General features: G+C 53.5%; 14 protein-coding genes and 1 tRNA gene. 5 read left to right on the top strand and 10 right to left on the bottom strand.

The window, feature by feature from the left end; genetic code table 11:
• From H5T67_03995 to H5T67_03950, 10 genes are all read right to left on the bottom strand, one after another.
• Positions 1 to 456: a dTDP-4-dehydrorhamnose 3,5-epimerase family protein gene (locus H5T67_03995; protein MBC7244481.1), complete on the bottom strand. Its 456-nt coding sequence runs from the start codon at positions 454 to 456 to the stop codon at positions 1 to 3.
• 16 nt (positions 457 to 472) lie between these two features.
• Positions 473 to 1,312 (bottom strand): DMT family transporter, encoded by an 840-nt coding sequence (locus H5T67_03990; protein MBC7244480.1) that lies wholly within the window; start codon positions 1,310 to 1,312, stop codon positions 473 to 475.
• Positions 1,313 to 1,451: 139 nt separating this feature from the next.
• Positions 1,452 to 3,476: a putative cobaltochelatase gene (locus H5T67_03985; GenBank protein ID MBC7244479.1), complete on the bottom strand. Its 2,025-nt coding sequence runs from the start codon at positions 3,474 to 3,476 to the stop codon at positions 1,452 to 1,454.
• Positions 3,477 to 3,888: 412 nt separating this feature from the next.
• Positions 3,889 to 4,632: a CPBP family intramembrane metalloprotease gene (locus H5T67_03980; GenBank protein MBC7244478.1), complete on the bottom strand. Its 744-nt coding sequence runs from the start codon at positions 4,630 to 4,632 to the stop codon at positions 3,889 to 3,891.
• The gene (scpB, locus tag H5T67_03975; GenBank protein MBC7244477.1) at positions 4,583 to 5,203 is read right to left on the bottom strand and encodes an SMC-Scp complex subunit ScpB; all 621 of its coding nucleotides are present in this window, start codon (positions 5,201 to 5,203) and stop codon (positions 4,583 to 4,585) included. Before scpB ends, H5T67_03980 begins: the two co-directional genes overlap by 50 nt.
• Before the next feature lie 23 nt (positions 5,204 to 5,226).
• Positions 5,227 to 5,901, bottom strand: coding sequence for an alkaline shock response membrane anchor protein AmaP (gene amaP, locus H5T67_03970; GenBank protein ID MBC7244476.1), 675 nt, complete (start codon positions 5,899 to 5,901; stop codon positions 5,227 to 5,229).
• Positions 5,902 to 5,984: 83 nt separating this feature from the next.
• Positions 5,985 to 8,711 carry a YfhO family protein gene (locus H5T67_03965; protein MBC7244475.1) on the bottom strand — a complete coding sequence of 909 codons (2,727 nt, stop codon included), beginning with the start codon at positions 8,709 to 8,711 and terminating at the stop codon, positions 5,985 to 5,987.
• A 40-nt stretch (positions 8,712 to 8,751) separates the two neighbouring features.
• Positions 8,752 to 10,560 (bottom strand): serine/threonine protein kinase, encoded by a 1,809-nt coding sequence (locus tag H5T67_03960; GenBank protein MBC7244474.1) that lies wholly within the window; start codon positions 10,558 to 10,560, stop codon positions 8,752 to 8,754.
• A gap of 35 nt (positions 10,561 to 10,595) precedes the next feature.
• Positions 10,596 to 11,534, bottom strand: coding sequence for a tRNA (adenosine(37)-N6)-dimethylallyltransferase MiaA (gene miaA, locus H5T67_03955; protein MBC7244473.1), 939 nt, complete (start codon positions 11,532 to 11,534; stop codon positions 10,596 to 10,598).
• On the bottom strand, positions 11,531 to 11,956 hold the full coding sequence (locus H5T67_03950; GenBank protein MBC7244472.1) for a YraN family protein: 426 nt from the start codon (positions 11,954 to 11,956) through the stop codon (positions 11,531 to 11,533). The genes miaA and H5T67_03950 overlap by 4 nt, the downstream gene beginning before the upstream one ends.
• Positions 11,957 to 12,048: 92 nt before the next feature.
• On the opposite strand from H5T67_03950, the gene H5T67_03945 reads away from it, so the two are divergent.
• The 5 genes from H5T67_03945 (at position 12,049) to H5T67_03925 (ending at position 18,042) form a co-directional block, all read left to right on the top strand.
• A tRNA-Glu gene (locus tag H5T67_03945) sits at positions 12,049 to 12,122 on the top strand.
• Between the two features lie 297 nt (positions 12,123 to 12,419).
• Positions 12,420 to 15,266, top strand: a complete 2,847-nt coding sequence (locus H5T67_03940; protein ID MBC7244471.1) for a calcium-translocating P-type ATPase, SERCA-type — start codon at positions 12,420 to 12,422, stop codon at positions 15,264 to 15,266.
• 108 nt (positions 15,267 to 15,374) lie between these two features.
• Positions 15,375 to 16,913: a hypothetical protein gene (locus H5T67_03935; GenBank protein MBC7244470.1), complete on the top strand. Its 1,539-nt coding sequence runs from the start codon at positions 15,375 to 15,377 to the stop codon at positions 16,911 to 16,913.
• An 82-nt stretch (positions 16,914 to 16,995) separates the two neighbouring features.
• Complete coding sequence (locus tag H5T67_03930; GenBank protein ID MBC7244469.1) at positions 16,996 to 17,352, top strand: carboxymuconolactone decarboxylase family protein; 357 nt, start codon at positions 16,996 to 16,998, stop codon at positions 17,350 to 17,352.
• A gap of 33 nt (positions 17,353 to 17,385) precedes the next feature.
• Positions 17,386 to 18,042, top strand: coding sequence for a hypothetical protein (locus tag H5T67_03925; GenBank protein ID MBC7244468.1), 657 nt, complete (start codon positions 17,386 to 17,388; stop codon positions 18,040 to 18,042).
• Positions 18,043 to 18,074: the final 32 nt, after the last annotated feature.

Below are 18,074 nucleotides of genomic sequence, written 5' to 3'. Positions count from 1 at the left end.
TTAGCCATCCTTCCGCGCCCAATCATATGGAATCTCATCGGTGTGAGCAGGCATACGGTATTCATCTGGTTGCTCATAGTTGTATAGCTCCGTTGGCACATTGACGATCAGGGCCATCTCCTCGCTGATGCCCTTGAACCCATGCATCACTCCTTTTGGGATCTTGAGCATAATCGGGTTAAGAGTGCCCATAAAGAACTCGTTGATCTCTCCACGGGTAGGGGAATCCTCACGGCCATCGTAGAGAACCACCTTGGCCATGCCATGGATGCAGATGAAGTGATCCGTCTGTCGCTTATGGTAATGCCAGGCTTTTACTACACCTGGATAAACGGCCGTGACATAGACCTGGCCAAACTTTTCGAATTCTTCCCAATCGCTGCGCAGCAATTCCATTAGGAAGCCGCGTTCATCTGGAATAAGGCGCAACTTGCGTACTTTCACTCCTTCGATCATTCTGCTTCTCCTTCACTTAGATCTTCCGGCTGGATGGTTGCCATTCGGCGCAAAGCATGCCCAGCAGGATCAAGCCGCAACCCACGAGGCTTGTCTTGGTAAGGCGTTCGCTTGCCACGAAATATCCGAAGAGAGCGGCAAATACTGGCTCAGTGGCGAAAATCAATGCTGTATGGGTAGCCGTTGTCCGGGTCTGTACATTGTTCTGAATAGCGAATGCCAACGCAGTGGCCAGCACGCCGGTGAAAACAGCAGCCTGAAAAACTTCGCTAGGGATAGGCCATCTCCAATCTGCCGTGGCCAGCGCAGCTAGGCTACTGAACAGGGCTACTGCAGTGATTTGCACCGTTGTCAGGGCCAACGCGTCGGTCTGCGGTGCGAATAGGCTGACCGCGGTAATGTGCAAGGCAAAACAAAAAGCGCAGCCTAGGACAATCCAATCACCACGGGCTGGAGTCAGGTCATGCTCCAGCGTGAGCAAAGCCAAGCCAATGGTAGACAAGACAACTCCGAACAATGCCTGACGCTCTGGCGCGCGTTTTAACAAGAGCGATGAAAGAAACGGCACGATTACTACCGACAAACCGGTGATGAAGCCCGCTTTCGAAGCCGTCGTATACTGTAAACCGATGGTCTGAAAAGCGTAACCGCCAAAAAGAAACAGGCCGATGGCAATTCCTGCCCCCAGCATGCGTGGATATAAAGAACGCAAACGTCGCCCAAAGAGAAGGAACAATATCGCTGCCGCCAAGGCAAAGCGGAGAGCCAGAAAAGCGTAGACGGGAAAGTGCAATACAGTTTGCTTTACTAGCACAAAGGTGCTGCCCCAAATCAATGCCACAATGAGCAGGAGCATATCTGCTTGCCATTGGCGTAGTTTACCTGATCCTTCCCTGGACTTGCGTTGTTCTCCCCAGAGATGACAGGGTAGGCAACGGCATATGCGCTGCAAGGGAAAGAATAAACTTTGGGAATGCTCGGGCGTTCCTTCTTGCTTAACCCTTAAGTTCATCGCGTACAGTATGGTAGAGTTCTTGTGCGCCTAGCTCTTTCAAGGTATAGCAAGGCGCCCCCATTTTATCCGCCAATTGCTGCGCCAGGCCACGATCTAGCGCTTCGTGTTCCATGTTAATGACCACTGCGCGGATGCCACTCAGCTTGATCAGCCCAGCTATGCGCAAAGCCTCTTCGAATGGTGGCAAGCCAGTCATTGAGACGTTACCCGCTCCATCCGTGAGCAGAATGAGGAGAGGCATTACCTCAGGGTTTTTGCGTCGCTCACGGTCCAAGACCTGGTAAGCCAGCAGCAATCCCGCGGACAAGGGTGTCTTGCCACCAACAGGTATATCCTGCAGGACTTTTTTGGTTCGTTCGACACTAGCTGTAGGCTGCAGCAAAAGTTCAGCGCTCTCTTTCTGGAAGGTGATGAGGCCAACTTGATCGCGCTTCTGGTAGGCATCAAGCAAGAGGGACACGATGGCGCCCTTGGTCGCTTTCATACGTTCTGCCGCCGCCATAGACCAACTGGCATCTACAACGAACAAGATTAGGTTCGCTGCCCGGCGGATGCGGACCTTGCGTCGCAGATCCCTCTTCTCCACAGCCAATGCTGTCCCCTCGTGCTGACGATGAATCTGATAAGGGGCAGCCTGGCGCACGGTAGCATCAAAGGCAATATCCGTGAATTGATCCTTGGCATCACAACTGCTGACATAGCGCCCGCGTTTGCGACTGGTCTTGGTAAAGCTGCGTTTGCCGTAACCACGACGGATCATGTGATCGAGGGGAGTTTCCAGGCGACGAGGTCGAAAAACGTTCCCAATCTGGACTGGCATATCAGCTTGCCGAATATAGGAAAGGGGTAGCCCATCAGCGTGATGCCCCCTTAGTGGGACGCCAATATCTGAGTTGGTGTCTCCTCCGGAAGGGTGGTTCTCAGGTTCGTTTTTTTTTACTTCTTCGGGTAGGGTTTGCGCTATGGCGTTTGTAGAGGACTGGGAATGCGCTGCTTCCAGCCGCTGTTCCAACTGTTCGAACTGCAGTTCTGTTTCCAGGAGGGGCTTTTTCTTCAACCGATGGGGTAGAGCCAACTCTGCAGCCAAGAGAATGTCCGCCTCATTGATCGCTTGGCGGCCTTCGAATGCTGCGTGAGCCAGCGCTGATTTGAGGATCACGATATCGGCGCGATGCCCATCCACCTCGAACTCGGTAGTCAATGCTGCGATCGCAAATAGATCATGTTCAGTATAACTCACTTTGGGGAGTAAGCGCTGCGCTCGCGCAATACGCTGCGACAGTGCCTCTTCCTGCGCCTGCCACGCCTCATAGAAGGCAGCGGGATCCTGTTCGTAAGCAATGCGCCGCCGGACAATCTCGACTCGTTGCTCGGGGTCCAAAATAGTTTTGATCTCCACGCACAGAGCGAACCGATCCAAGAGCTGAGGACGCAGTTCCCCTTCTTCCGGATTCATTGTGCCTACGAGAATAAACCGAGCAGGGTGAGTAAACGAAATGCCCTCGCGTTCGACCACGTTCACGCCCATGGCTGCAGAATCCAGCAAGAGGTCAACCACATGGTCGTCAAGTAGATTCACTTCGTCGACATACAGCAAACCGCGGTTAGCAGCAGCCAGCACCCCTGGCTCAAAGTGGCGCTCTCCTTTCTTGATCGCTTGCTCGATATCCAGTGTGCCTACTACCCGGTCTTCTGTGGCACTTACGGGCAAATCTACAAATTGGGTTCGCCGCTTGAGCCGCGGCAAACTCTTCTCTGCAGCCAACCTAGCTCGACAGTTATCGCACAGCGTTTCAACTGAATCAGGATCGCAATTGAAAGGGCAACCATCCACCACATCAATTTCTGGCAGTAAAGCCGCTAAAGCTCGAGCGGCTGTGGATTTTGCTGTCCCTCGTTCTCCGCGGATCAGCACTCCCCCTATCTGGGGACTGATGGCATTCAATATCAATGCCCTTTTCATTTTGTCCTGGCCAACAATGGCCGTAAAGGGGAAAATGATCATCTCCTGGCTATTCCTGGATAGATATGGTTAGGCAGGGAAAGTATACGCTATCATCTAGAGTAAAGTCAAGTGTTCGGTAACTGTTCAGATTTGAGGTAAGAAATTTCAGCTTCGAGGTTAAGGGCCTTGAGCAAGCATACTGAAGCACTGCGTAAGGGGATTGAGCCCACGTGCTCTCTACGTCTCAAAAAGACTGGTTAGGGCCAGCGCGATCCTGCTACCGCGTAGCGTCGACTCCGCCTTCTGCTGCAGTTGCTCCAACCCCTCCACAATGCGTTCCTGGGTTAGCTCTAACTCCTCTTGCAAGGCAGCTACCTATGTGCGCAGAGCCTCGTTCTCAGCACGTAGGGCAACAACTTTTTCTTCCATTGTCATGAGCTCAGTACACCACATCTAGCCCAAATCTGAACAATCACCAAACGAGGAATGCGCTGATTTTATCCACCACAGCAGGCAGGACGAAGAACACCAAGTTCACTGCCACATGGCAAGAAATGCTGGCCGTTAATTCATAACGTTGATACAGGTAACCGTACAGAAACCCCAACAAGGTTAGTCCCAGTACCACGGCTGCAATAACTGCTGGATAGACGCTCACTGCGGAGACAAAATACAGTGCTTGAGTCAGGCCAAACAGCAGTGCTCCTTCGACCAATCCTTTTTCTCGCTGCACCATGCCACGGAAAAAGCATTCTTCCAAAATGGGCACCAAGAACACGGCACGCTCTAGCAGCACCTGCAAATCGTTCACACCATACAGACGCGCTGCCGTCGCATAGAAGAACTCCCGATTGAATAGGACAAAGGGCAGCGCGACAACCGCTCCCACAGCCGCGCCACGCACGAGGTTCAGCAAGCTGTAATCGCTCTTCAGGCGGCCACTTTCTGCATAGAGCAAGACCAGGCCTAACAGTACCAGCCAGATCAAAGTAAGGCGTATATTATGTGCTAGCCGAAATGTGGCTATGCCCACTCCGAACAGCAACAAGAATGCCAAGCGAGGATTCAGCACCCAACTGCTTGGCACTGTGCGGGAATGAGTTGGTTCCGCAACCCTGTCCTTGGTTTCCCGTCGAATGGACGGAGCAGATGCGTTCTCGGTCGTTTCATACTTCTTCGATCGTGGGCGCCTCGTCCGCCGTGCGTCTGAGCGCATATTCTTCACCTCCTTTCGTTGGCGATCTCAATTCGCCCAAAGCCGGCAACTCACTCAGGTCCGTCAAGCCAAAATACTGCAAGAAAGCGAACGTAGTGCCATAAAGGATGGGTCGCCCGGCTTGCTCCAGTCTTCCCACTGCAGCAATTAGACCATGAGAAAGCAAGGTGCGCAACACGCCATCGCAGTTCACACCGCGTACGGCCTCGATCTGCGCGCGCGTCACGGGTTGCCGATAAGCGATCAGCGCCAACGTTTCCAATGCTGCAGGAGACAATTTAGTGCGACTGTCCAATCCTAGAAAGCGCTCTACATCAGGGGCAACCTCGGGGGCAGTTACAAATTGAACCTGGCGGTCTGTCCGTTGCAGGCGTAAACCTCGCTCTTGGTAATGAGCCACCAATTGCTGGAGGGCTGCTTCTACTGCGCTTTCGCTTGCCTCCAATACCTGTGCCAACTCCCGGATGCCAACTGGTTCATCAGCCACAAAGAGCAACGCTTCGATTCTCGCTGGCAGATCGAGTGGATGAGTGTATCCCTTCTGTTCCTCGCGTTCTACTTGCGAAGCCATAGCACTGGATGACGTGAACCGCGCTACGTTTCCACGCCTGGGCTAGAATTGCTCTGTGTCACCGCTCCGCCTTCTGGTTTTGTCTCCACTTGTTCTGGGAAGGCACTCTCTGCAGGCATAGCTGGTGGTTGCACTGGAGGTGCAGGCGGAGTTACTTTCGCTCTGCCGTGGGGCACTTGTTTCAATTGCACCTTGATCTTTGATACCTTAAGCCCCATCCTACTCTCGATCAGATCACGCGCTGTTTGCGAGATTTCCTCCACTTTGCTGGGAATATCTACCTCGGGCGCAATCTCTACATCGAGCAAGATGTCCACCCCATCGCGTCTGCCACGCACAACAGGTCGTACTTTGAACACATCGCTCACTCCGCTTAAGCGAGATTGGAGCCCTTGTGCTAAAGAAGCGGTGCTTACCTCTGCCTGTGTCCCGCTGGTTGTGCGCACCGTGAGCGTCTTTTTCGCCTGAGGACGTATTTCCAGCCATAGCAGCACGATGAGTAGGAAAATCAACAGGATATCCACGACCAGAAAAAACACATAGCTCATCGGCCATCGCCCTACTAGAACATCCTGGGCCTGCTGCAAAGTATACAGCAGCCTCTCCAGCACAGTATTGGGCACAACGGCTGCGATGATTAGCAGGACAATGAGCAGCAAAGTCCCCAGAAGAACTATTGCGCGGTTAAATGTATTCATTGGCATACCTCCTCTGCACTGATCTTTTCCTCAACTACTCAACAATTATACACTACCTATTCATATACACCAAGCAAGCTCAATTAAGAAAACCGCCTGCCAAGTTTGCTTCGTAGCACAAGACTGCAGACCACCATCAAAGCCACTGCGCTTATCAACAAACCTAGGCGAAACGATTGGGGAGCATAGCTGAACTCGACAATATGCTCCCCAGCAGGCAGATAGACAGCACGGAAGAGCAGATCAGCGCGCAAGAGTGGCGCCTCACGACCATCAACGCGTACATGCCAATCAGGATACCAGGCATCGGTCAACACGAGATAGCCATCTGCAGCAGCGTGTACCCTGACCACCACCTGACAAGAATCGTAAGTCAGCACATCTACTCTGTCCTCGCCCTCTGTAAGAGGCTGGGCAGAAACGATGTGATCTGTCGCAAGCAGCACTTCGGTGCGCGGATCGAAATCCGGTTCGCGCAGCGCGTGTATCGCTTCCGCATCATCAACCAACCGCGCCTTGTGCACTATAAAGGCACGAGGCAGTGCATCATGGTTGAGGTACACCGCCACATCCTCACTGCGGTACACCAAAATCTGGTCACTCTTGTGCGCCAAATGTGCAAGTTGGAGACGAACCCCCAGCGTATCAATCAGGATCAGGCGCTCGATGCGCAGGTAAGCCGCGGTAACCAAGGGCTGGACTTCCACTGCCTGCACAGTGAGTGGGCTCGGCAGGCGAAATTGTGCAGAATAGACATAGCCCGGGTGGTTCTCGGGTGGAAAACCAGAACGTGCAGGCCAGGAACGGGCAATAGCCGCCTGGGAGTGGCGCACAACCTCCCGGACATCGCTGCGGTCATAGGCCCATTCAGCAGTATGCCAGCCAGCGCGCAAGATCACCGTCTCAGTTTCACCTTCTGCTCCATGCAGCTTGATCTCTGCAACAGGTTGCCCCTCAGTCCAATCTACGGAATGGCTGGTGTAGGATTCGATCTCCATCATTGCTACCTGTATAGGTGGAATAGCCACCTTGTGCCCTACAGGATTCAGGGCAAAGGGATTCTCCACGTCATAAAATTCGCTGGCTTCATCTACAGGTAAGACTTGCGGGATGAGGAAATACCTCACCCCCAGAAGATCTAGCATACGCGGTGTCATCTGCTCCGTGTACTGAGCATAATAAGTGGGTACGAGTGGAAAGTAGCCATTAGTAGCAGATAAACCGTGGATGAGCGCTATGTTGGGATAATAGGATTCGCGCATCACAGATAGAACTGGCACGATCTCCTCATGCGTGTACAAACGATATAGGTCCGGCTGTGAATGGAAGAAAGCCAATGAAAGCGGCTCTGCTGTAAATTGCTCAAGCGGCATGGTCTGATTGTAGGTCAAGTTGAAAACCGCATTGAAAGCAAACAGGTCAACGATGATCATCCCTAGAGCAACCATGGATAGGATGCGCTGTGCCGAGCCTCTGCTCCACCATGCCCAGGCTAACCAAGCCAACGAGAGCAACCCCAGAGCGATAGGCAACCACCGCCAGGTAGCAATAAGTTTGTCCACGGTAGGAATGCGCATGGTGCCAAGCAGGGTTAACAAAGCGATCACCACAATCGCCAACCAGTTAAGGATACTTTCTGCCACCTCTGGGACATTCCGGACGCGGCTCACAATAGCGTGAAAGCCCAGCCCAGCCAACATCGCTGTGGAGAAAGCAAACAAATATAGATACCGTGCTGGCGCTCGAAACAGATTGAAAACAGGCAGATGTAGAAGACCCAGATAGAGCGGATTCCAACGACCCAGGGCGAATAACAGTCCGAAAACAGCCATCACAGCGAAAAAGATCGCGGGCCTGACCCGTCGTGCCGTTATCCCCAAACGCGTTGGTGTGATGAACGGAGCGAGAAGTGCAAGCAGCAATGGCAACCATCCCACATAACCTACCAGCTCAACAGAAGTATTGGGATAGGGATTGCCAAGCACAAAGGGAGAGAGCAAGCTAACTAGATAAAGGGGATGTAGCGAGAAAGAGGTGAAAAAAGCTGGATCCAAGCCACTAGAGCGATTGGAAAATTGGGTCAGTTCATAGGTAGGCAGCAATTGGACCGCCGCCAAGGCTATTCCCAGCAAAATGGTGAAAGCGAAAAAGATCAAAAGCTTGACTTGAGGCCTTATTGCCCAACCCAGATACAAAGCATAGGCCATCATTGCCAGGAAAGTCAACAGGGCAATTTGCGGATGACCAGCCAGGAATTCCAATCCTATCATCAACGCAAGCAACGCCGCGTCACCCGCACGATGCTGGCGAGTATCACCTACCATAAATCGGTCAGTCAATAAGAAAAGCCACGGCAACCAGGCTGCGCAGGCAACAATATTAATGTGATTGAGATGCGCCACAAAGAAGCCGCCCAGAGCATAGACCAACCCGGAGCACAGCGCTGCCATGCGCCCTACTTTGAGCCGCCGTGCAAAAGCATAGGCTCCCATGGCAGCCCAAACAAAGTGCCCTAGGATGAAGATGTTGAGTGCAATGGGCACTGGCAGCAGAGCATGCAAAAGCAGATTGGGCGGATAAAGCGCCCCTAGCTCCCCCTCGGCTAACAGTGGATAGCCAGCGAAAACGTGTGGTGTCCACAAAGGCAGGGAAAAGCGCTGTAGTTCGGCCGCATAGACGCTACGTAGCGGATAATGCAAGCGAAAGATATCGCCAAAGTAGAAAATACCACCCAGCGTTGCCCTCCAAAAGACAGCCAGTACTAGGAAAATAATCACCAATACAGCTATCCAATCTTTACGGTCAGTCACGATGCCCTTTCACTCCTCACTATTTTAAGCAAGAGATGCTTTAACCATAGTTACCGTTCAGGTAGATGCTCATCGCCGAGGTTTCTGTGGGTGTAGGTTCCAAAGTCGCTGTTGGCTCAGGTGTCACCGTATGGGTGGGTGTCGGCGGTACCGGTGTATGCGTCTCCGTTGGCGTAGATGTCTCGGTCGGCGTGTACGTTGCCGTTGGCGTGTATGTTCGCGTCGGTGCAGTGGTCTCGGTCGGTACAGGTGTCTTGGTCTCTGTTGGAATAGGTGTCCTGGTAATGGTCGGTGTAGGCGTATAGGTTGGCGTGAGAGTCTGTGTACTTGTCGGTGTGGGAGTTCTGGTCTCCGTAGGCGTAGGCGTGGGGGTTGTCGTTGGAGTGCCGGTCGGCGTGGGTGTGCTTGTCGGAGTCACTGATGGCGATTGCGTGCCTGTTGGCGTAGGCAGGGGCGTAGGAGGCAGTTCTATCACAGTCAAATCATAACTGGCATCCGGATTATAGACCCCCTTGTTGCTAATTGTAGCCACGGCAACTGCCTCCGCCAGCGCCTTGAAGTAGACTTCAGAGCCCAGGCTTCCTGCCTGCGCATCATCGTTTTCATAGCGCTGTCCAGCTACGGACACGACGACCACGGTGTCCACACCAATAGCCAAGTCACTAGTAATCACCCCATAGACCCGACCAGCTTTGACGCGAAAGCTAACCCGGTCCGCATCTCCGTCCGGGTAGAAGTTGTGTCGCTGGGTCTCGCCCAGGGCAATTGCCTTTGGATTGACATCGTCTGGCTCAAAGGCATCCGTAAAGACCGGTGTAGGCGACATGGTGAACGTGGGCGTAGCCAGCAACTGTGCACGCAATGTCTCCCGTCGCGTTTCCGCTGTGGCAGTCAAGCCGACAGTCACGCCACGCGACCCATCATAAGTTCGTGTCCCCAGGTAGATTGCGGCCGCCAATGCCAGCAACGCCATGGCAAAAGCAACACCGCGCACAGGAATCTCACGCAGCGTGCCCAATGCGCTACGTATGTTGGCAAATTGCCCACCCTTGATCGCTTCCTGCAAAGCAGCGCGCATCTCTTGTGCAGACTGATAGCGGTCAGCAGGATTTTCCTGCAGTGCTTTCATCACCACCGCGCTTAGTGCTCGCGATACCTTGCGGTTCAAACGGTGAGGAGGCACGCGATTGCGCAAGTATAGCTTGCCCGTCAGCATTTCATACAACACGAGACCTAATGCATACAAGTCTGAGCGCTGATCCAAGTAGCCGGTACTGCTGGCCTGTTCCGGCGACTTGTACGCCGGAGTGCCGGGGTGAGCACGTGCTTCCTGCGTGCGCCTTGTTTCATGTCCTACCTGGGCAACGCCAAAGTCCGTAAGTTTGGCCTGCCCTTCCTTCGTAAGCAGGATATTGCTGGGTTTGATATCACGGTGGACAATGTCCCACTTCCAGATTGCATCAATCGCTTCACAAAGGTCTAGGGCAATGGCTACTGCGCGGGCTGGCTCCAATGGACCTTGAGCAAGCAAGCTTTTCAGACTGCCGCCATCCACATACTCCAGGATGAGATAGAGATCGCCTTCGTCGTCTGATTCTAACGAATAAGCGGTGACCACATTGGGGTGAGAAAACTTGCTGACGACCTGCGCTTCCTTGCGGAAGCGCCGTTTATAGTCCTCATAGTCCTCGGGGCTTACCTCGGCACTCTCATGCAGCAACTCCTTAATTGCTACATAGCGATCCATGCCTTCGTCGTAACCCAGGTATATCTTGCCAAAGCCGCCTTCGCCAATCTCAGTGACTACCTTGAATTTGCCTGCTAATACATCCCCTGCTTTCAGTCCCATAGGCTCTCTGCAAAAACCCACCTTGTCTTGTATTTTTAGATCATCCCCAGGAATCCCTTGATTCTCCTCAGCACTGCCTCGAAGATATCATCGGCAGCATTGAACCAAACAATCGCTGGATCATCCTCTCGGAACCAATTCGCTTGATGACGCACAAAGCGACGGGTATGACGTTTGATCAGCGCTACAGCTTCCTCTAAGGTTACCTCACCACGGAGATACATACCAATCTGGCGATAGCCCAGCCCAGACATAGATGGCAGATCGTAGCCATAGCCACGTGCGACCAAAGAGCGCACTTCTTCGACCAGGCCAGCAGCCAGCATCCGCTCCACTCGCTGATCAATGCGCTGATAGAGCAACTGGCGTGGCATGGTCAGGCCAATGGACAAGACCGAGTATGGGGGCGGCCGCACCTCCTGCGCACTGGAAATGGGCCGCCCCATCAAATAACAGACCTCCAAAGCGCGCACCACCCGTCGTACATTGCGCGCATCGATGCGCTCAGCGGCCACTGGATCCAGCTCGCTCAGGCGGCGGTGCAATTCCTCATAACCCTTGGCTGCTGCTTCGGCATAGAGCTGCTCGCGCAGACGCTGATCTGGCGGCACTCGCGGGATGCTAAGTCCCTCTAACACCGCTTTTACATACAACCCAGTTCCACCCACGAGCAATGGGATTCGCCTGCGGCGCTGGATGTCGTCTATCGCTGCATAGGCTAACTGCTGGTACTGCGCCAAAGTAAATACTTCATCAGGGTCCACGATATCCAGAAGATGATGCCGTACCCGCTGACGCTCTTCTACCGTCGGCTTGGCTGTGCCTATGTCCATATAGCGGTAGACCTGACGAGAATCGGCAGAGACCACCTCCACAGGCAACTCATCAGCCAGCCGTATGGCTAGCGCTGTCTTACCAATTGCTGTTGGACCTACAATGGCAATAAGGAGAAGCCCATCCGCCGTTGAGGTCATCCTTTCTCCATGACCGCGTTGCGAATCAAATCAATGCGCTGCAGGACTCCACCCGCCGAGAACTCCACGGCCACCACATCAATGCCCCACTCCACATCCCAATCACCCTTTTCCTGCAAATATTGGCGTGCCACAGTCGCCAGTCTTGCTTGCTTCTCAAAGGTGATGGATTCTTCTGGCGTCCCAAAAGCCGTACCCCGGCGTGTACGCACCTCAACAAAAGCAAGGCGCCCCTGATCATGTGCAATTATGTCAATTTCACCCTCTGGAGAGCGGTAATTCCGCTCCACAATCACGTAGCCAAGTTGCTGCAGATAGCGCATTGCCAATTCTTCGCCCCGCTGTCCGAGGGTTTGTCTTGTATTGGGCACCGCTCTATCCTCATACAACTGTTCCCCGCAAACTGGCGCTAATTGTAGCATATGAATACAATATGCACAAGTCAACAAGACCAACCCGAGCCATGAAAATTTGACAAAGCGAAATTTTGCGGTTACAATGTTTGTTGTTGTATGGCGCATTCGTCTAGCGGCCTAGGACACCTCCCTCTCAAGGAGGAGATCGGGGGTTCGAATCCCCCATGCGCTACCTTTCAAGCAGGGGAGCACAAGGCAGTGACTCCTGCGGATCTATGACGAGCATGCGAAGGGGAGTAGCTTCCCACAGCGAGGCCGTCAGCACGGCGCGTGTCGCCCGGCCCGCTGGTTGGTAGAGCAAATATAGGGGTTTCCAATGCGCTCTACTAATAAGCGAGACCTTCGGTTTCTTCTGTTGTCTGCGGAAGAGCCGAAGGTCTTTTGACGCAAAGCCCTTTAGGCATGCGCTGTAATATGAAAGCTTGGCATAGGAAATATCGTGTGACTTTTGATTGCCAGGAGATACATCATGACAAATAACAAGACAACCGCAGCCAGACATAATGAAGAGCTGCCCAATGGCTCGGCTAAATTGCACGCCCAGCCATTGGATACCCTAGTCCGCGCCCTACACACGGATCTCAATCTCGGGCTGAGCACACAAGAAGCGCAAAGGCGCTTGGCAATCTATGGCCCCAATAAGTTACAAGAGGCGGCAGGCGTTTCTTTTTGGAAGCTCGTCCTTGATCAATTCAAGGACTTTTTAGTATTGCTGCTGATCGCTTCAGCCCTGATTTCGATGGCCATTGGCGAGTGGGTTGATGCAGCCGCTATTCTCGCCATTGTCACCATCAATGCAGTGCTGGGAGTGCTTCAAGAATGGCGCGCCGAAAAATCACTGCAGGCATTAAAGCGCATGGCTGCTCCCACTGCAGTGGTCATTCGCGATGGCCACCAGGAAACCATCCCATCGGAGCAATTGGTTCCTGGTGACCTGGTTGTGCTCACCGCGGGCAACAATGTCCCTGCGGACTTGCGTCTGATCGAGAGTGTCAACCTGCGCATTCAGGAGGCCTCGCTGACAGGCGAATCTACTCCCGTTGAAAAGAACGCTTCGGTAGTGCTCGATGCCGATATCCCAGTTGGAGACCGCAGCAATAGCGCCTTCATGGGTACCGTGGTGACCTACGGTCGTGGCAAGGGCATTGTTACCGCAACGGGAATGCATACCCAGTTCGGGTTGATCGCCCAGATGCTGAGCTCGGTCAGTGCCGAGGAGACGCCGCTGCAAAGGCGCCTGGCCGAGTTAGGCAAGGTATTAGGAACCGCTGCGCTGGCTATCTGCGGCCTCATCTTCTTGATAGGTATCATTCGTGATACGCAGCCAGGTGTTGTCCTCACCCAGGGACTTGTTTCGTACTTTAGCACTCATCAAGGGGAAATCCTGGAGTTGTTCATGACTGCTATCAGTTTGGCCATTGCGGCTGTGCCCGAAGGACTGCCTGCCGTGGTGACCATCTGTTTGGCTTTGGGCATGCAGCGCATGGTTCGCCGGCATGCACTGCTGCGCCGTCTTCCTGCTGTGGAAACGCTCGGCACCGCTACTGTAATCTGTTCCGACAAGACAGGCACATTGACCCAAAATGAAATGACCGTAACCCAGGTCTGGGTTAATGACAAGCTATATCATGTTACTGGCCAAGGATACTCCCCATATGGCGAATTCAAATTGGATGGCCAGCCCGTTGAGCCACGCTCTATCCCACCACTATGGCTCCTACTACAAGGTGCCCTGCTATGCAATGATGCGCATCTGGAGCGCATTGAGCAGAACAACAGCGAAGCAAAAGAGAGCTGGCGCATGGTCGGCGATCCCACGGAAGGCGCTCTCGTAGTGCTCGCGGCAAAGGCGGGCCTGTGGCGAGAGCAATTGGAAAAAGAGCAGCCGCGTGTGGCGGAAGTGCCATTTGATTCTGCCAGCAAGCGCATGACCACAGTACACGCTGTGCATGGAGAGAATCCTCCCTTCAGAGCATATGTCAAGGGTGCTCCGGATATCTTGCTGCAACTATGCAGTCACGTTCAAGATGATGGGCAGTTGCGCCCCTTGACAGAGGAGATGCGCTCCAAGATCCTCGCGGCCAACGACGCCATGGCCAGCCAGGCATTGCGTGTGCTAGCAGTAGCCTATCGCCCAATACACGAGGGAAAACCGCTGGATTGGACTGAAAAGCGCAACTTGGTCTTCCTGGGCCTGACCGGTATGATCGACCCACCCCGTCCTGAGGCCTATGATGCTGTTGCTACCTGCCGGCGAGCAGGAATCAAAGCGGTGATGATTACAGGTGACCATCAAGATACAGCCGTTGCCATCGCCAAAGAGCTAAACTTTCTTACCAGTGGTCACCTGGCTCTTACCGGATCAGAACTGGATCGGATAAGCGATGAGGATTTTATCCAAGTCGTAGGCAATGTGGACGTTTATGCCCGTGTCTCGCCAGAGCATAAGGTGCGCATTGTAGATGGATTGAAAACGATTGGCCATGTAGTAGCCATGACGGGCGACGGAGTAAACGATGCCCCTGCCCTGAAAAGGGCCGATATCGGCATTGCCATGGGCATTACGGGCACTGATGTAGCCAAGGAGACCGCCGACATGATCCTTACCGACGACAACTTTGCTTCTATCGTCGCCGCCGTTGAGGAAGGACGCATCATCTACTCCAATATTCGCAAATTTGTCTACTACCTGCTGTCCTGTAATGTTGGCGAGATTTTGGTCATATTCCTTTCCATGTTGGCGGGCTTACCTATACCATTACGTCCTATCCACCTTCTGTGGCTGAACCTCGTCACCGATGGCCTGCCTGCCTTAGCCTTGGGGCTGGAGGCAGGTGAACCGGATATCATGGACAGGCCGCCACGCCCGCCGCGCGAACCAATTATCAACCGCGAAATGATCTGGAACACCACCGTTCAGGCAGTGGCTATCACCACATCCACGCTAGGTGGATTCGTGCTTGGCCTGCGCCTTTACCCGGATTCCTTGATCGCAGCACAAACGATCGCCTTCGTCACCCTCATTTCAGCCGAACTATTTCGGGCTTACACGTCGCGCTCGGAGCGTTATCCCTTGCTCAAACTTGGCGTTTTTAGCAATCGCTATATGGTTTGGGCTACGCTCAGCTCATTCTTGCTTATGCTGGCTGTGGTCTATTTGCCGCTGCTCGAGCCCATCTTCTACACTTTTGAGTTGCCCTTGCGCGATTGGTTAACCATCCTGCCTCTGACGCTAATCCCATCCATTGCTGCCGAGTTGGCCAAGTGGATCCTATCTCGCCAAGCGCGGAGTGCGCCTAGCCCTAGCAGAGCATGAGCCAACTTTTGGTCCAGAAGTACATCATAGCCCAGAACCTCTTTTGACAACCGTTCATAACGCAGTAAAATAAAGCTGTCCCTGCAATGCCGGAAGAGGAGGACAGCCATGAAATGGAAACATTGTGCTCTGCGATTTCTAATTGTTTTGATAAGCATCCTAGTTATTAGTGCGTGCAAGAAAATCGCCCCTACACCAACTGCAACCCCGACCCAGGCGGCTGTACAGCCAACCCCAACGGAAGGCACTATAACAGCACCCCAAGAAGTTCACACTGCCCGAGAGGCTGTACTATCCTACCTCAGAGAGCAACTCGGCGCGGATGCACCAGCGGTGGGATTGCCTTGGTCTGAAGAACGCGCTACCCCACCCGGGTTGATCGGGGCGGAGACTTACCGCTACATTGCGGGAGATTGGATTATCACCATCTCTTATCCGATCACATCCCCGGAAATGGTATTGTATCAGGTTGTGATCACCAATTTATCCACGGGCTTTCAGTGGTTGGGTGCAGTTGACGCAACGGGCAACGTCAAAAAGCCCGCTGCTGAGATATCTGATCCAGTTCTGGCTGCCCGCGACCTGGTTTTGACCTACCTCAGTGCGCAGTACAAAGTGCAGATTCCCTTGGCCGAATTGACGTGGACACGGACGCGCATTACTCCAGAGGGCTTGGTCGGTGCAGAAACATACCAATACCGTGCTGGTGAGTGGGTAGTTACCATTTCCTATCCTATAGTCGCACCTGGCCAAGTTACTTACAAGGTGAGCGTTGTGAACGAAAGCACTGGCTTTCAGTGGCAGGGCGAAATCGGAACAGATGGGGAGGTAAAAGAAGGCACCAGTCAAGGGAGAGGTAAACCCGTTGTGGGTTGGTATGGTCGGGCCATTGGCCTGCCCCTGGACGCACAGTTCGATGATTACCTCGCCCTGGAGCCAGAGGGCACGGGCAAGATCGGCTTGCAGGGTGCAAATCCGACAATCGAGGCCCAACTTAAGGAACTGCGCACCTTGGGGACCTACGCGCATTTCTGGGGCACGCTCACCTGCGATGTGCCCGATTACGGTGGGTGTCAGCTTGTCGTAACCCGCTTACGACGAGAAGGACTGGACACGCCTTCTCCTCCGGAAAAAGTGGAGCGGTGGGAAGGAAAGATTATCAGTATCCCTGCGGCGGAATACGATGACTGTTTCATCTTGGCAGGCGATTTCCCGGTGCGGTATGGTATTGACAGCAGTGACGCAGCGCTTGATGCACAGTTGCAGAACCTGCGTGACACCGGAACCGCTATACGAGTGTGGGGACAACTCACCTGCGGCATCACGGATGTGAATCGCTCGCAGATTCAGGTGACGGCTATCGAGGTGCTTGGTGGTTCCCAACAGCCCACACCTTCAGCGATGGTGGCGGAAGGCTGGGTAGGCAAGATCATTGCGCTAGACCCGGGGACACAATACGATGATTGCTTCCAGCGCGATGATGGCCAGCGCTATGGCATTGAAGCGAAAGATGCGAAACTGGCGGCGCGGCTAGAAGCACTTCGTACGGAAGGCATCAAGGTGAGCATATGGGGGCAGATATTCTATAATGTATCTGATGTCGAAGGGCGGCGGATTCTGGTGACAGAAATCGAGCCTGTAGAATAGTTGGAGCACAACATGGGTCCACACACCCAGGCATAAGCACACGAAACCTTACCCTACTGATAGAACGAGGAGGACAGAGGTCATGCCAGGCAAAATCATCACCGAATTCCAGAAAGAACGAGCAGCATTGAACGAACTCGTAATGCAGTACGCAGATTTGAACATCAAGAGGTTCTATAGCCTGGATTCCCAAGCCTATCGTGAAGGTGCGCTCCCAAGAGATGTGAAGGAACTGCTGGGTCTCGTCGCTTCTTTAGTACTGAGATGCGATGATTGCATTCGCTATCACATTATTCGCTGCCACGAAGAGGGCGTGTCAAGCGAAGCATTGGTTGAAGCTCTTGGTATAGGTCTGGTGGTGGGAGGCTCCATTACGATCCCCCATCTGCGCCGTGCTCTACAAGCATGGCATGAATTGCAGGAGTCGGGTGCCAAGTAGCCCAAAAGCTCATAACTAGAAGGAGCCAAAAAGATGCGCAACCCTGTTATATGGTGGGCAATTTCAGCAGCACTGATCGTTCTGCCAGTGATTTGGATCGGCATAAAAAAGAAAGACCCCTTTTTCATCCTGATCGATGAACGCAACCGCTATAGCCTCAGTCAGTTCCAGATTGTGCTGTGGACCATCCTCGTGCTGTCCTTGCTGTTTGGCGTTTTCTTCGCGCGCAAGTTTGCACCCAGCTCCGTAGCCAACCCACTGGCCATTGAAATCCCAGACGAGTTGTTGATTGTGATGGGGATTAGCGTAGGCACCACCACCATCGCCAGTGCCATTAAAGCCAACAAAGACGCCACGAGGGCAGCCAAGATCAGAACGAGGCAAGCCCGATCAAATGAACCGGTTTTTCACGCCGCAACGACGAAGATAACCCGTTCGTTCTGGGATCTCATTATGACAGAAGAGGGCAATCCCGGTGCAGTCGAGAGGATCGATCCCACCAAGTTCCAAAACCTCTGGCTCACTCTGATCGTGGTTGTGGCCTATGCCGGGGTTGCCATCACTGTATTTGTGCCCAGCGAGGTATACGCTGCGACTTGCAAGTTGCCCGGATTCAGCAGCCAATTGACCACCCTCTTGGGCATCAGCCATGCTGGCTATCTTGCCGGGAAATTGCCCAATAGGGATTAGAAGCTGCTGCTTGAGCTGGACTACAGTCTGGC

Source organism: Chloroflexota bacterium, assembly GCA_014360905.1.
Taxonomy (GTDB): domain Bacteria; phylum Chloroflexota; class Anaerolineae; order UBA2200; family UBA2200; genus JACIWX01.
Note: the sequence above shows the minus strand (reverse complement) of the source record. Positions and strands in the feature narration are given on the sequence as shown.

Coding starts and splice junctions, on each gene's coding strand:
- H5T67_03995 (MBC7244481.1), bottom strand. CDS start 456: ATGATCGAAGGAGTGAAAGTACGCAAGTTGCGCCTTATTCCAGATGAA.
- H5T67_03990 (MBC7244480.1), bottom strand. CDS start 1,312: ATGCTCCTGCTCATTGTGGCATTGATTTGGGGCAGCACCTTTGTGCTA.
- H5T67_03985 (MBC7244479.1), bottom strand. CDS start 3,476: ATGATCATTTTCCCCTTTACGGCCATTGTTGGCCAGGACAAAATGAAA.
- H5T67_03980 (MBC7244478.1), bottom strand. CDS start 4,632: ATGCGCTCAGACGCACGGCGGACGAGGCGCCCACGATCGAAGAAGTAT.
- scpB (MBC7244477.1), bottom strand. CDS start 5,203: ATGGCTTCGCAAGTAGAACGCGAGGAACAGAAGGGATACACTCATCCA.
- amaP (MBC7244476.1), bottom strand. CDS start 5,901: ATGAATACATTTAACCGCGCAATAGTTCTTCTGGGGACTTTGCTGCTC.
- H5T67_03960 (MBC7244474.1), bottom strand. CDS start 10,560: ATGGGACTGAAAGCAGGGGATGTATTAGCAGGCAAATTCAAGGTAGTC.
- miaA (MBC7244473.1), bottom strand. CDS start 11,534: ATGACCTCAACGGCGGATGGGCTTCTCCTTATTGCCATTGTAGGTCCA.
- H5T67_03950 (MBC7244472.1), bottom strand. CDS start 11,956: ATGCTACAATTAGCGCCAGTTTGCGGGGAACAGTTGTATGAGGATAGA.
- H5T67_03940 (MBC7244471.1), top strand. CDS start 12,420: ATGACAAATAACAAGACAACCGCAGCCAGACATAATGAAGAGCTGCCC.
- H5T67_03935 (MBC7244470.1), top strand. CDS start 15,375: ATGAAATGGAAACATTGTGCTCTGCGATTTCTAATTGTTTTGATAAGC.
- H5T67_03930 (MBC7244469.1), top strand. CDS start 16,996: ATGCCAGGCAAAATCATCACCGAATTCCAGAAAGAACGAGCAGCATTG.
- H5T67_03925 (MBC7244468.1), top strand. CDS start 17,386: ATGCGCAACCCTGTTATATGGTGGGCAATTTCAGCAGCACTGATCGTT.